The organism is Paenibacillus sp. FSL M7-0134, assembly GCF_038007865.1.
GTDB lineage: Bacteria > Bacillota > Bacilli > Paenibacillales > Paenibacillaceae > Paenibacillus > Paenibacillus polymyxa_B.
Genome location: NZ_JBBOXV010000001.1, coordinates 2,478,381 through 2,492,241, shown reverse-complemented (window position 1 = coordinate 2,492,241; position 13,861 = coordinate 2,478,381). Strand labels below are relative to the sequence as shown.

Here is a 13,861-nt window from a genome sequence, read left to right as displayed (position 1 = left end):
CAAGTTATATTAAGCTTTTCCGTTTTCAGACTTGGGCCTTTCCTCTGGATACTCAATACGAGAATGGAAAATCCCCATTACTGTTTCCTTGAGGGTTTGAGCCACGATATCAAGCTCCCGCATGGTCAGCTCACAGTCGTTAAATTGGTGATCATCAAGACGGCTCTTAATAATTTTCTCAATCATGGATTCTACCTGTTCCACCGTCGGCTTCCGTAAGGAACGAACTGCTGCCTCCACACTATCAGCAATTCCCACCACAGCAGACTCTTTAGACTGAGCCTTCGGTCCCGGATAACGGAAATCATCCTCCGTGAAGTCAGGCTCCACCCCTCGCTCTTCAGCCTCACGCAACGCCTTGTGATAAAAATAGTGTAAGAATGTCGTTCCGTGGTGCTGCTCGGCAATATCGCGAATTGGCTTGGGTAGCTTGTAATCCAATTGCATTTCCACCCCGTCACGAGCATGGGCGATAATGATGGATTTGCTCAGCTTGGGCTCTATTGTATCATGTGGATTTTCCAACCCATTTTGATTTTCAATGAAGTACGAAGGCCTCTTGGTTTTACCAATATCATGATAATACGAACCAACCCGGCACAACAAGCCGTTTGCTCCTATAGCCTCCGCTGCGGCCTCTGACAGATTACCCACCATTACACTATGATGATACGTTCCCGGTGTCTCCGTAAGCAGCTTGCGGAGCAAGGGATGGTTGGGATTCGACAGCTCAACAAGCTTCAGTGCCGACAAGATACCAAAGGTAGACTCAAAAAATGGCATTAGCCCAATAACAAGTATTGCTGTTATCAGACCGCCTGCAAAAGCAAAAGCTACCCCATAGAGCGTCGTCGTTTGAGTCCAATTCCCTTGGTCAATCAGTGCCAGAGAAAAAACAGACAGGGCCCCGAACAGGCATACCATGATCGCCCCTTTGAACAGTGTTGAACGCTGGCTGGCTCGATGGGTAGAGAAAATCGCTGCCAGACAGACCACAAGAGCAAAAAACCCAAAATTAAAGTCAAAAATTTGTCCCTGACGGACATTCAAAATAACACTTGCCAATATACTGAATATAACGGCACATACGAAAGCCAACGACATATCAAGCAACAGCGTTACGAGCATAGCTCCAAGCGCGATAGGCGCCAGATAGCCGAGATAGGAACGTTCACTGTTCTGCAGTATGGAAATTAACATCATTGCCCCCACTGTAATCACAAAGATTAATACTAGCATGAGCAACTGCGCATTATTATACTTGAAGTTTCGTGTTCGTGATTGGAATTGACGAATATACATAAACAAGCCCAATGCAAGCATCATAGACATCATCAGTAGACCAAATTGTGGCCAATAATTGATTTTATCCTTGAGCAATTCATTTTCATCAAGCAGTGTATAGATTTCCTGGGTAATAATCTCACCCTTCTTGACGAGTACTTCACCCTGTTTAATGTAAACTGTCGGTGTATCTTCACGAGCCTGTACCTTGGCGTCCTTCGTAGCTGTATCATCATAAAACTTGTTGGCGGTAATCACAAGCCTTGCAAGTTCCTGAACAACCTCCCGTGAGGTACGTTTGGTAAGCGAGCTTGTACTAACCCGCTCAGCTACCTTGGCTCGAGCTGTCTGGGCATCCGTAATTTGATCATTCATCAACCCTGTCACAATCTCACGGGCAACAGGCCGCATTTCAGCAATATCCTCAGATGTAAGGCGCGGAATTTTAATGAATGTCTCCTCTGGAATTCGGTACGTTTGCTCTTTCGTTTTTTCCAGCACTTCATCCAGCAACTTATCTGGGTAGGCATCCGCATTACGGCTGTTATTCACAAAATTTTGCACAAATTCCCGTGCACGTTGCGGAATCTCATCCTTATAAATCGAAATCTTATCTGCTCTGGAAACCTGATCATCCTGATTGAGCCGTTCAATTCGATCCAAAATACCAGTAATCAGGTTATCGTTGCGAACTGGCACAATGGTATACATGGGCTGCACACGTTCAGCTGATTCCTCTTGAGCCTTCAAAGTCGCCTTACTGTTAGGAAGCTGCATCGGGGCGACAATTTCCTTTTCACTCGGTTGATTTACCCGAATGTCATAACGCTCGGGAAGCAGCTTGGACGCAAAGCCTACATAAAAAAGAACCACCAAAAATAAAAACAGAAGATAGCGTGTCGCCACGCTATACTTCCATCCATTCATTCTATGCTGGAACGTTTTCCCTTTAGATAATTCCTTCGAGGTCATCTAAAACAATCCCTCTCCATCATCTTTTTCAAGGCAGCTACACTGCTCATTTTATACTTTTTCTGATCGTACACACCATACTCGTGATTGAATGGCTATCCATGATTTTCGGCAATACGGTCATAAGCAACAATGATTTTTTGAACTAGGGAATGACGGACAACATCCTCTTCTGCAAACTGGACAAAGCCTATTTCTTCAATCCCTTGTAAAATCGCATTCGCTTCAATCAGACCGGATTTTTTGCCACGAGGCAAATCAATTTGCGTAACATCGCCGGTAATGACCATTTTGGAGCCGAAACCAAGTCGAGTCAAAAACATTTTCATTTGCTCGGGTGTGGTGTTTTGCGCTTCGTCCAAAATAATAAATGAATCATCCAGCGTACGTCCCCGCATATAAGCCAAAGGAGCAATTTCTATTAACCCGCGCTCCAGTGCCTTTGCAGTCTGCTCTGGGCCCATCACATCGTATAGGGCATCATACAATGGGCGTAAATACGGATCAACCTTTTCCTGCAAATCCCCTGGTAAAAAACCTAAATTCTCCCCTGCTTCGACCGCAGGACGAGTCAGTACAATGCGCTTGACTGAACCTTCCTTCAGGGCAGCTACAGCCAGCACTACAGCCAGATAGGTTTTACCCGTACCCGCCGGGCCAATTCCAAATACAATATCGCGTTTCTTAATCGTGGTTACATAGTGCTTTTGTCCAATCGTTTTGACGCGAATCGGTTTCCCCCGGAACGTCGTCGTAATTTCACCCTTGAACAAATCGAGCAGCTGATCAGCACGCAAATCTTTTGCCAATTCAATCGCATAATGGACGTCCCTTTCGGTCAGTATATACCCATTGCGAATTAACTGGAGTAATACATCGAACAATTGTTCGAGCACTTCCACCTCGTGAGCATTACCAAAAACATTAACTTCTGCCTCACGAGATGCTATTTTTGCTGGAATAGCGGCTTCGATTAATTTTAAAAAGGAATCCTGCGGGCCAAATAACGCCTGTCCTTCTCCCGCATTGTTCAATGCAATTTGTATGCTGCGTTGTTGTTCTGCCAAATAGCCTCATTCTCCTTGGTTATGAACTAACGGAAGTTCTTCCGCAATATCCTGCTCCACTTCAAAAAGCACTTTCATATAAACTTTACCATTCTCTCTCTTCTCATGCAAAATTTTTTGGCTCATTATTTTCGTTCCTTTGCCGTATTTAGCTAAAATATCAGCTCGCGCGCCTTCTATTCCTGACATTTTCGCTTCTGCTTCCGTAAGCTTCTGCTCTTGTATCTTTGTCTCCCTCACACTTTCAGTCATCCAACCCATCGGAAGTTTGAAGGAACGCCATGTTAGCGGATCATGTTCAACTGTTGTTTTATGTGTAGAATAAGGTATTTTCCCATATCCCCACAATTGTATCGCACGATTGCCTAACACCAGATACAAGCGGTCGTGACTGTTACCTGTATACGTGCTGCTGCGTTGCACCGTAGGACTGCTAATTTCGTATTCATGCCATACAAGACCCTTAACCTCTCCTTTGGCTACGACCTGCTGCTGATTCTCCTCATCTCCAAGCGTTCCCGAGATGAGGATGGCTCCTTTTTTGACACGTGTATTTTTATGCACGACAGGACGACCCTGCTCGGCAAAAATCTCAGTGACTACCGCGTCTGCCTTACTGATGATATGACGTGGGCTGTAGAGCGGCGCAGGGGTAGGCTGTGAAGCTTCAACAACCTGAATCGTTACCAAAGTACCCTGCTTTTCCACACCGATCCAGGATGCCTCTGGAAGCTTCTGCATGAGCGCACGGGAAAGCTTGTCTTGACTGGAAAGACGAAAGCTCCATTGAAACGGATACAGCCCCTCCTGTCGGGCGGCTTTGAGAACGGAGTCCGTCGAGAGCTTATCATTCCCCTTCACTTCAATGTCCCAGATAAGCGAAGACATCAGCAGGAGACCTATCCAGAACAAAGCCAATCCAGCCATAAAAAATTTACGTTTGGCAAGCCGTATAACAGTAAAGGGAAGCCCTTGCCGCTTCAGAACATGCATTTTACAGCCTGTCCTTCTCAAAAGCGGGCGTAGGAGGAAGACGTGCGGCAGCAGAAGGTTCATTTCTGCATGTCTAGTACCCATCGGCCGCACGTTCCAAACAGGTATATGGTGATCGGTGAGTAAATTAATGAAAGCTTCCACACTTTCGCCCTTGACAGCAAGGGTAACCGTGCCACGCAGCATTGCTAAAGCAGGATGTTTCACGAGCCTTCCTCCGTTCCTTCCATTTGGATATCTGTTATATGTCCCTCCACACTTACCTGCTCTGGCAGAATAGACGTAATGACTAAATCATGGCCGGACACCCTCAGCCTGCCTTTCTCAAGTGCAAGTACGAGCTGATTCGGTGTGAAATCCACCACGCCCCGGTGATTCTCCACATAAAGCTGGCGGCTGCCGATGAGGGTTAACCGCGGCAGGTCAAATAGAATGTCCTGCGGAAGCTCCAGCGTCTCGCTGGCCCACTTTCGCAGTTTGCGGCTCATCCGGCTCATACGGCGAAATCTCCTTTCCTGTCATCAAAACATCTGTTATCCAACGGCTAATCGTTGTTTCGATGACAGCACGCTGCTATTTTTTCATCTTCTGTTATTGCCATTCGGTACCCATAGATGTTTCATGGCAGCTACGCTGCTGGCTTTTCATCTTATATTCTTATTATCAGTGAACGCCATTACACCAGCGCCACAGATATCTGTACTGTACATTTTATGATCCAGTCCCCGCATTTATGAGGCTAAACTTACAATTCGCAGCAGCTGCTATATTGCAGAGGAAAAAGATGTGTCCTTTCAAAATTTACAACAAAAAAGACAGCCTCATTTTCATATCGAAAACAAGGTTGTCTTTTTTTTGATTTTCATCAGATGACACAGTTATTTTTCGGTATCTCGATTCAAAAGAGAGTTTTTTCTAGAGTATAAGAAGTAAACCGCCATACCAATGACAAGCCAAATAATAAAGCGAATAAATGTCTGGCCATTCAGATTAAGAATGAGCACCCCACATGAAACGATAGCCAGGATCGGAATATACGGAACTCCAGGACATCGGAAGGCCCTGGGCAAATCAGGTTGTGTTTTTCTCATAACGATGACGGCGACCGAAATCAGAATAAATGCTGACAAGGTTCCAATGTTCACCAAACTAGCTAACTCATCCAGCGGGATCAGCCCACCCATTAATGCAGATAAAGTACCAAAAAACAACGTGTTAATGTAGGGCGTTTTATATTTAGAATGAACCTTGGATAATACTTTGGGGACTAAGCCGTCACGTGACATAGCAAACATAATGCGAGTTTGACCATAGAGCATTACCAGCATGACCGTTGTCATCCCTAAGATAGCTCCTATATCTACAATACCTGCAACCCAGTTCTGGCCCGCAACCTGCAATACCAATGACACTGGGTGAGAGATACCTTCAAATTGCATAAACGGCACAATACCTGTCATAATCGCGCTAACAATAACATACAAAAACGTACAAATAACGAGTGAGAAAATAATGCCTCGCGGTAGATCACGAGCGGGATTTTTGGTTTCTTCAGCCGCTGATGAAACAGCATCAAAACCAATAAAAGCAAAAAACACAAGTGCTGCGGCTCCAAACACCCCACTGAACCCAAACGGCATAAATGGTGTCCAATTATCTGGCTTCACATATTTAAAAGCAACGATGATAAATAATAAAATAACAATAATCTTTACAATTACCATGAAGTTGTTTATCCGTTTTGATTCTTTTATCCCAAAATAAAGCAAGAACGTGATACCCATCAAAATTAAAAAAGCTGGGAGATTAAAATAAGTAGTTTGGTCTTTTAAAGTCCCCGGTGCGGCAGTGAATTCAAGCGGAATGTGAAGGCCAATTCCATTCAAAAATGATACAAAGTAACCCGACCAACCTGCGGAAACGGCGCTGGCTGCCAGCATGTATTCCAAAATTAAATCCCATCCAATAATAAAGGCCAATAGCTCCCCCATCGTAGCATATGTAAAAGTGTAAACAGAACCGGATACTGGAACGGTGGATGCAAACTCCGCATAAGCCAATGCCGCGAATAAACAGGCGAGTCCCGCAATCACAAAAGAAAGTACCAAGCCTGGACCAGCCGTAACTGCTCCCGTACCTGTCAACACAAATATCCCCGTTCCGATAATGGCTCCAATCCCAAGCATCGTTAAATCAAACGCACCCAGTTCCCTTTTGAGTGCTTTTTCCCCCCGCGTAGCGGCAATCAACTGATCAATGCTCTTCTTTCTGAACAAGCTATTTCCCATCTATCCCATCCTCCTAGAAATTAATTTTCCATTTTTATAATCTTGTTTTATCACCTCGATATAAATCAAATTTTAGCTAAATTTGGAGTAAATTTCATAAGTATCTATCATTGAGAACATTATATATAAAAAAGAAAAAATGAAAACTGCTTTTGGAAAGCTCCATTCATATTGTTACATTTGATCATTTTTCACGAATATATTTTCATAAACGAGACCCTAAATTAGACAAAATGCCACCATTTTAGATGACAACAAATGTGAGAAACCTAGGGCGCACAAGGGATTATCACATTCGTTGTCAGGTAATTAGAGCATTTGTCGTTAATTCATTTTTTATTCTGAGCATGCTTATGTATTCCTAAAGCTCACAAAAAAAGATCCGCCACAGCCAAAGCCGTGACGGATCCACTATCATTTTAACGTCTTCCTCCACCCATATAGCGCTTGGAACGCGGAGGACCTAATATTTCTGCCCAAATCACACCTCTGCGCAGATCAGCCGTATCCACCGTATTACGGTCTTGCGAAGCTATCTCTGGCGCATCTGTAATTTCCCCTGACTCCCTCGCGTTGGATATACGATCGAGACGGGCTAAAACCAATCTGCGTTCTTCTTCCATAGCACGGATCCGATCCTCTAGAGTCGAACCGTTATCTAATGAATCCCGGTCCATCCGTTCTTCCGTTTCTGACCGATCGCCCACTTCTTCTATACGACGAGCTTCCATAACCACCCGTCGTTCATTAGGAAATTGACGTTGCAACTCCCCAGCAACATCCTGTTGGCGCTGCTCTTGCCCATGTTCCGTTGTGAAGGGTCTGGATGACGTCGAGGGCCCACGAGAACCATGATCACCACCAAAGGTGGGCATACCTTTTCGTGGCGGAGATTTCCGCCCTGTGCCTTGGATGCTTTTCCCCAAAAAGGACACCAAAGCAAAGCCAATCACGATCAGGATATACAAATGTTCAAAGATCCAGCTGATAAAGTTCATTACTCACCACCTAGCTGCCGTAATTCATCGGCTATGTCCCGTTATTAATCCCGGTTCTTGTTATCATACCCCGAGTTCTCATTCGGTTTGCCTAAGGAGCCACGCATTTGCGTATCCGCCTCAATATTTTTCAAATTCATATAGTCCATGACGCCAAGTTTCCCGCCACGCAGTGCTTCAGCCATTGCCAGCGGCACTTCGGATTCGGATTCCACCACGCGTGCTCTCATTTCTACGACACGTGCCTTCATTTCCTGCTCCTGCGCTACAGCCATCGCACGCCGCTCTTCTGCTTTTGCCTGCGCAATACGTTTGTCGGCTTCCGCCTGCTCTGTTTGCAGAAAAGCACCGATGTTTTTACCTACATCAACGTCCGCAATATCAATGGACAAGATTTCAAATGCTGTCCCGGCATCCAAACCTTTGGACAATACAGTTCTCGAAATTGAATCCGGATTCTCCAGCACGTCCTTATGCGAATTACTGGAACCTACGGTTGTAACGATACCTTCACCGACCCGTGCAATAATCGTTTCTTCTCCGGCACCCCCGACGAGTCGATCAATGTTGGCACGCACGGTAACACGAGCTTTAACCTTCACTTCGATACCATCCTTGGCGACCGCTGCAACAGTAGGTGTCTCAATAACACGCGGATTAACGCTCATTTGGACCGCTTGCAGAACATCCCGTCCCGCAAGGTCAATCGCTGCCGCACGTTCAAATTCAAGCGGAATGTTAGCACGCTGGGCAGCAATCAACGCATTGATCACTCGGTCTACATTCCCTCCTGCGAGAAAATGGCTTTCCAGCTGGTTAATGTTCAATCCCAGACCCGCCTTGGTTGCCTTAATGAGCGGATTGACAATTCGGCTTGGCGTGACGCGCCGTAACCGCATAGCTACCAGCGTAATGATGCCAATACGCACACCCGAAGCCAATGCTGAAATCCACAGCATCACCGGGAAGAAACTGAAAAATACGCTCAATACAATAATCACTACAACGGCAATCAGCAAAACGCTGACAATACCCGATTCGAACACTCGCATCATCCTCCATTAATCTAATTCTTTGTTATTTACTTGTTTAGACGCTAGTGTCAGCCTTGACCACAATTCGCCCACCTTCTACTTTGGATACTATAATCGGCATATCTGTAGCAATAAACTCGCCGTTCGTTACAACATCGACTCGCTCATCAGCGATCAGCACCGTTCCGGCTGGACGAAGTGGTGTCAGACTGACACCCCGTTGACCTAATAGCATTTCCCGGTTCACAACTGAGGAAAAGCCTTGTTCAGCCGTTAAACTTTCTTTAAGTATAAAACGGTTCCATATCCCTCGGTCCTTGAATACAACCGCGATAATCGCCACAACAGCAACTGCAGCTGCAAAGGCAATGCCCAAAGATATAAACGCATGCTGCATGTTGTATGCTGCCCGAACAACTCCGGCGACAAGGCTGACTGAACCCAAAATGCCCAAAATACCAAAGCTTGGGATGAACATTTCAAGTATAAGCAGAGCCAGACCGATAATAAACAACAACCACGTCTCCGAACCTGCAAAACCAGCGATATAATTGCCAAAAAAATACAAACCAAATCCGAGTATGCCCAAAATTCCCGGTACACCAAAACCGGGTACGAGCAGCTCAATAACGACACCCGCGATACCGATAAATAAAAGCAACGTCTGCACAATTGGGTTAGTCAATATCTCGGCTGCTTTTTCAGCCCATGTTCGCTCCACATGAATTACATCATCCGTGCTGTAACCCATCCACTGGATAACTTCTTGTTCGGAAGACGCGATGTGATCCGCATAACCCAACTTCAGCGCTTCCTCACTGGTTAAAGAAATGATCTGACCATTTTCCTTATTAAAGTTCATCTCTGGAATAGATACGGTCGTTTTGGAGTCAACCATACCTCTGGCAATATCTGGATTACGTCCACCAGCTTCTGCGGCAGATGCCATGCTACTCTTCCACCAAGCTACCGTTTTTGGATCTGTGATAGCCTGCCCCCTACCGTCTACTAACGCTGCTGCTCCGATAATACTCCCCGGTTTCATAACAATCTTGTTTGCGCTCAACGCAATATAGCTACCCGCTGAGGCCGCTTCGCCCCTTATATAGGCTACGGTCGGAATTGGACTGTCTTTAATCAGTTTACCCAGCTTCTCCGCTGTATCTACCCGTCCACCGGGAGTGTTAATATCCAGTAAAATCAGACCTGCTTTGGAATCTGCTGCTTCTGCAAATCCACGTTCCATAAATTTGCCTAGACCTTGCTCAATTTCCTGATCAACTGGTATAACAAACACAGCTCCACCTTTAGTTTGGGCCGCCGCTGATTCAGAATGAACTAAGGGTAACAGCAAAACGGTTACCATAATCCACAACGTTAAAAAGATCAATTTGCGACTGGAGTGGTGATGTTCTCTATGCATTTCTCTCCCCCCTTTCGACCTTTCTATGTTACAGCATACCAAACTTTGTTAGACAAACTATACAGTTTTCAGGATTTAATGTGAAATTATTGGGTATATTGCTAATCCTGACGGCTGTCAGATACTTTACGCACCCAACGGACATCACGTTTCATACAATTAACGATAGCGCTTACATATAAGAATCTTCTCACCATTACATTCTATGGTAGGCATCGCATATATAGAAATAACACCCTCTGTAAACAGAGGGTGTTGTGTTTTCCTGTTTGTCGCAGGTTTATTGCAGAAATTGCTGAACCGCTTGGTTCACGAGCTTACCGTCAGCGCGGCCTTTTACCTTAGGCATCAAGGCCGTCATTACTTTCCCCATCTCGGCTTTCGAAGAAGCACCGGTTTCCTGGATGGTCTGCTGTACAATAACTTTAATTTCTTCCTCAGAAAGTTGTTCGGGAAGGTACTGAGCGATGATCTCTATTTCTGCTTTAGTGCTTGTCGCAAGTTCATCACGACCGGCTTTTTCAAATTCATGGAGGGCATCTTTTCGCTGTTTGATCTCACGACTCAGAATATCAAGCACTTCGTTGTCGTCCAAATCCCGTTTCAAATCTATTTCAAGATTTTTAATCGTAGAACGAACCATTCGAATGGTGGAGAGTTTGAACTTGTCCTTACTCTTCATTGCTTGCTTCATATCTTCGTTCAATCGTTCGCTCAAATTCATGATTGCTTAGATCCTCCTAGAACTTTCTCTTACGAGCAGCCTCGGACTTTTTCTTGCGCTTTACGCTTGGCTTTTCATAATGCTTGCGTTTCTTCACCTCAGCCAATACGCCATCCTTAGCAATGGAACGTTTAAAGCGACGAAGTGCAGCATCAATTGTCTCGTTTTTGCGAACTTTAGTTTCAGACACCAGTTTTCCCTCCCTCCGACCAGACCGTCCAAGAGCAATAACACGGTTCATCAAATTTTATTATAGGTGAAACGGAAACCAGGTGTCAACCTATAAGAAAAAATGAATACATAAAGGGCCATTTTTCTCCATTCACATCCGTATTACTGAAAAGACAAGCTCTGTCATTTTTTAAAAATGTGAGTCCGAAATACCTGTCAAGGCACCCAATTTGGCGCCGCCCAGTAAGTGATAATGCAGATGCCCCACCGCTTGTCCACTATCTGGGCCACAGTTGTTAATCAACCGATAGCCAGACTCGGCAATTCCTAACTTTTTCGCAACCTCAACCGCAACACGATGAATCTCCGCGATAAGAGGAAGATCCTCCTCTGTCACAGCGTTCATCGAAGGAATATATTTTTTTGGAATAATGAGCACGTGTACTGGCGCCGCAGGCTGGATGTCATGAAATGCGAGCACATTGTCGGTTTCCAACACCTTCTTGCTGGGGATGGTTCCATCCACAATTTTCAAAAACAGATCGTCCATTCAAAACCCTCCTTTGGCAGTGAGCCGATCATAAGCAAATAGACAAAAACAGCCCTTGCTCTCGGCATTCAAAGTTATGTATTTCCCACACTGAATAGAAACATATACAGCCATGTTTGGTTATACTTATGTTTCTTTATGTATCATAACGGAAAAAGGGTCTTAATACCAGTTTCCCTTACTAACTTCCTCTATAATAGCTCTCACCCCTGCATCAATTTGATCCAACTGTGCGCGCGAAATACTTATGCGCAAAAATTTCTCTTGTTCCCTATAGCCTGATAAATAAAAGCCTTTGCCAGCTACAACCTGGATGTTCCTCGCGGAAAGACACTGTACCAAGCGTTCCAAATTCACCGTCCGAGGCAGTTTAAACTGCATATAAACTCCTGAAGTTACAGCTGAAGTCTGAACGTATCCGGCCTGATTGTATCGTTCCACAGCCTTGTTAAGAGCACGAACGCGCTCCGAATACAGTTTATATATCGTGTGCTTGTGGCGTTCATACATTCCATTTTTAATATAAATATCAAGCGCCGCCTGAGACAAAATAGATGTGTCGACATATCTTTTATAAGTGTTAAACGTCTTCAATAGGACTTCTGGCAATACCGCAACTCCTAATCGCAAACCGGGAAAAATGATTTTCGAGAAGCTTTTCAAATAAATAACATGGTGCGTCTGGTCGTATGCATAAATGGGATCAAAAAGATGATCGGCCCCCAAATCTGCCATATAGTCATCTTCTACGATGTACACATCATATTTGGCGGCTAAGGCAGCTATCGCTTTTCGCTCCTCTGTGTTGTAAGAGACTCCTAATGGATTATGATATCTTGACATGGTATAAAAAAACTTGATGCTCTCGTTCTTAAATTGATTCTCCAATTCGTGAAAATCCATACCTTCCGCTGTCCGGACGATGGTACTGACGGGTATGTTCTCTTCCTCCAGAAAACGCAAATATATATCGTAACTTGGCTGCTCGACCAAAACCTTTTCTTTGCCATTGGGAAACGGCATTTTAGCGAGTATCTCCAATGCCTGCTGAACACCCGAAGTAACGATAATCCGATCCATTTTTGCAAACACCTGAGTATCAGCCAAATGGGAAACCAACGTATGACGCAGTGTTTCCAGCCCTTGCGAATCGCCATAAGTGAACAGATGATATTTGTAGGTGTCAATAGCCTGATTCAAACAATGTTGGAAATCCAGATAAGGGAATACATTCAAATCCGGGGAGGCCGAAGCAAAATCAACGGAGTCTTGAATATGGCTATGGTGTAAATCGCCCGAATTTTCCACTACATAGTATCCACTTTGCGGTATGGAATAGATGGCGTGTTTCTTTTCAAGTTCAGCATATGCCCGCAGAATCGTGCTTTTGCTGCACCTGTATAATTCAGAAGCCTCACGGACCGACGGCAACTTGTAACCTGATTTATATTGTCCCTCGCGAATTTTAAGTTCTATATCCAATAAAATTGAAATGTATTTTTTCACAATATCCTCCCACCTGCTCTTTACATACTCATTACATGCTCATTTCATTACATGCTTATTCCGTCTTATGTTTCTTTACACGCTAGATGTTACCATGGTTTATGAATAAACAGGATACCTCATTTCATTGAACTGTACTAATACAGTTTCAATCATTGAATCATATTCGGGATGTTTTACGTGAAAAAGAGGCTGTTTCTTCATAATGGAAGAAGCAGCCTTGCATGGTGATAATGTATGGATGCGCCTTAAAGTCACTTGTACTGCACAAGAACTGTAGGCGGGAGAGAGCAGGAATTCACTATGTCTGACGACTAAGAAAATAGGATTAGTAATAAGGCAGCAAGCTAATCGCTGTCAACGCTGCAAGTGGCAGAATCAAACGATTAAAGCGACGGCGTCCGTATGGGAACCCATATGCATAAGCGGGTGCTGGATACGGGTACGGGTACGGGTACGGATACGGAGGATAAGACGCATAGCCACCATAAGCACGGGAGCCGCAGCCACAATTATTAGGCGGATATGGGAGATTAACATTGACATTCTCCATCTCGTCTCCACCCATAGGAACGGCTAAGTATATCTTTTCATCATCCACATGCTCTACAATGCCGTCATACATTGTCCCGTCCTTCACCCATACGCATACATAACGATGCATATGCTTTTGACATAGTGTTTTAGCATCCGTCTGTTCCGGTGCTGTAACTTTTTCGGTTGTCATGCTTTTTTCCATGGTTGTTTCCTCCTAGGCTCTTGCATGTATACCGTATGTTATTCAAAAACGGGCTATTTGCTACATCAAATTGGGCGAATTCCGGCTTGCAAAAAAAAGAAGCACCCCGGGA

Annotated in this window: 13 protein-coding genes; all 13 read right to left on the bottom strand. The window is 44.6% G+C overall.

What is annotated here, in order from left to right:
* Positions 1 to 9 precede the first annotated feature (9 nt).
* The 13 genes from NSQ58_RS11125 to NSQ58_RS11065 all read right to left on the bottom strand — a co-directional run bounded on the left by NSQ58_RS11125 (position 10) and on the right by NSQ58_RS11065 (position 13,749).
* Positions 10 to 2,256, bottom strand: a complete 2,247-nt coding sequence (locus tag NSQ58_RS11125) for an HD family phosphohydrolase (protein ID WP_209942901.1) — start codon at positions 2,254 to 2,256, stop codon at positions 10 to 12.
* A 95-nt stretch (positions 2,257 to 2,351) separates the two neighbouring features.
* Positions 2,352 to 3,323 (bottom strand): PhoH family protein, encoded by a 972-nt coding sequence (locus NSQ58_RS11120; RefSeq protein ID WP_013311138.1) that lies wholly within the window; start codon positions 3,321 to 3,323, stop codon positions 2,352 to 2,354.
* A gap of 6 nt (positions 3,324 to 3,329) precedes the next feature.
* Entirely contained in the window at positions 3,330 to 4,523 is a 1,194-nt protein-coding gene (gene yqfD / locus NSQ58_RS11115) for a sporulation protein YqfD (protein ID WP_028540459.1), read from the bottom strand.
* The gene (yqfC, locus tag NSQ58_RS11110) at positions 4,520 to 4,813 is read right to left on the bottom strand and encodes a sporulation protein YqfC (RefSeq protein WP_023989488.1); all 294 of its coding nucleotides are present in this window, start codon (positions 4,811 to 4,813) and stop codon (positions 4,520 to 4,522) included. Before yqfC ends, yqfD begins: the two co-directional genes overlap by 4 nt.
* Before the next feature lie 381 nt (positions 4,814 to 5,194).
* Complete coding sequence (locus NSQ58_RS11105; protein WP_023989489.1) at positions 5,195 to 6,604, bottom strand: amino acid permease; 1,410 nt, start codon at positions 6,602 to 6,604, stop codon at positions 5,195 to 5,197.
* Positions 6,605 to 7,023: 419 nt separating this feature from the next.
* On the bottom strand, positions 7,024 to 7,602 hold the full coding sequence (locus tag NSQ58_RS11100; protein ID WP_023989490.1) for a hypothetical protein: 579 nt from the start codon (positions 7,600 to 7,602) through the stop codon (positions 7,024 to 7,026).
* 44 nt (positions 7,603 to 7,646) lie between these two features.
* A complete protein-coding gene (gene floA, locus NSQ58_RS11095; protein ID WP_341057406.1) occupies positions 7,647 to 8,648 on the bottom strand; it encodes a flotillin-like protein FloA in 1,002 nt (333 codons plus the stop codon).
* A 43-nt stretch (positions 8,649 to 8,691) separates the two neighbouring features.
* A complete protein-coding gene (locus tag NSQ58_RS11090; RefSeq protein WP_341057405.1) occupies positions 8,692 to 10,059 on the bottom strand; it encodes an NfeD family protein in 1,368 nt (455 codons plus the stop codon).
* 280 nt (positions 10,060 to 10,339) lie between these two features.
* On the bottom strand, positions 10,340 to 10,783 hold the full coding sequence (locus NSQ58_RS11085) for a GatB/YqeY domain-containing protein (protein ID WP_013311146.1): 444 nt from the start codon (positions 10,781 to 10,783) through the stop codon (positions 10,340 to 10,342).
* Between the two features lie 16 nt (positions 10,784 to 10,799).
* Positions 10,800 to 10,973 (bottom strand): 30S ribosomal protein S21, encoded by a 174-nt coding sequence (gene rpsU / locus NSQ58_RS11080; RefSeq protein ID WP_005547957.1) that lies wholly within the window; start codon positions 10,971 to 10,973, stop codon positions 10,800 to 10,802.
* Positions 10,974 to 11,144: 171 nt separating this feature from the next.
* A complete protein-coding gene (locus tag NSQ58_RS11075) occupies positions 11,145 to 11,504 on the bottom strand; it encodes a histidine triad nucleotide-binding protein (RefSeq protein WP_053325787.1) in 360 nt (119 codons plus the stop codon).
* Between the two features lie 162 nt (positions 11,505 to 11,666).
* Positions 11,667 to 13,010: an aminotransferase-like domain-containing protein gene (locus NSQ58_RS11070; protein ID WP_341057400.1), complete on the bottom strand. Its 1,344-nt coding sequence runs from the start codon at positions 13,008 to 13,010 to the stop codon at positions 11,667 to 11,669.
* Positions 13,011 to 13,338: 328 nt separating this feature from the next.
* Entirely contained in the window at positions 13,339 to 13,749 is a 411-nt protein-coding gene (locus NSQ58_RS11065; protein ID WP_068942383.1) for a hypothetical protein, read from the bottom strand.
* Positions 13,750 to 13,861: the final 112 nt, after the last annotated feature.